The following is a 518-nucleotide window of genomic DNA, read 5'->3' as shown; positions in this document are numbered from 1 at the left end:
ATTTAATCCACTGGAAGATCCACTGCAACCGAACAGGCTGAATAGCAAAATAAAAAAAATTAAAGATGGAGTTACATTACGAAAGTCAGTCATTTGAGAACCTGAGGAACATAAGCCTTTCATTTAGGTTTAGAACATTCAGCAGGAAACACAATGCAATTAGTGAGAAGAAGCAAAGAAAGGGTGGTTATACCACCCACGTGCGCTAATTTAGCCGTTTTCTGTTATCGGGTTTATTTTCCTATAAGGAGGTTGAGACATACGTTCAGACATAAAATCGATGAAACATCTTACTTTCGGTGCCAAATATTTCCGTCTTGGGTATACCGCATAAATTGGAAGCTCAACATCAGCTTTCCATTCTGGCAGCAGCTAAACGAGCTTGTTGGTTTCAAATTCATCGGTGAGCAGGTAAGCTGCAAGATAGGCAATACCTAAACCACTTTTTGCTGCTTCCAATACAGCGGGCGCATTGTCTATGCGGTAATTGCCACGCGCGCGAATTGATTGGTGAACCC

At 41.5% G+C, this 518-nt stretch carries 1 pseudogene; it reads right to left on the bottom strand.

The window, feature by feature from the left end:
• Positions 1 to 210: 210 nt before the first annotated feature.
• Positions 211 to 518, bottom strand: a pseudogene (locus C9J03_RS27070) (LysR substrate-binding domain-containing protein); the annotation flags it as partial.

The organism is Photobacterium gaetbulicola, assembly GCF_003025515.1.
Classification (GTDB): Bacteria; Pseudomonadota; Gammaproteobacteria; order Enterobacterales; family Vibrionaceae; genus Photobacterium; species Photobacterium gaetbulicola.
This window is presented reverse-complemented; position numbering and strand designations above follow the sequence as displayed.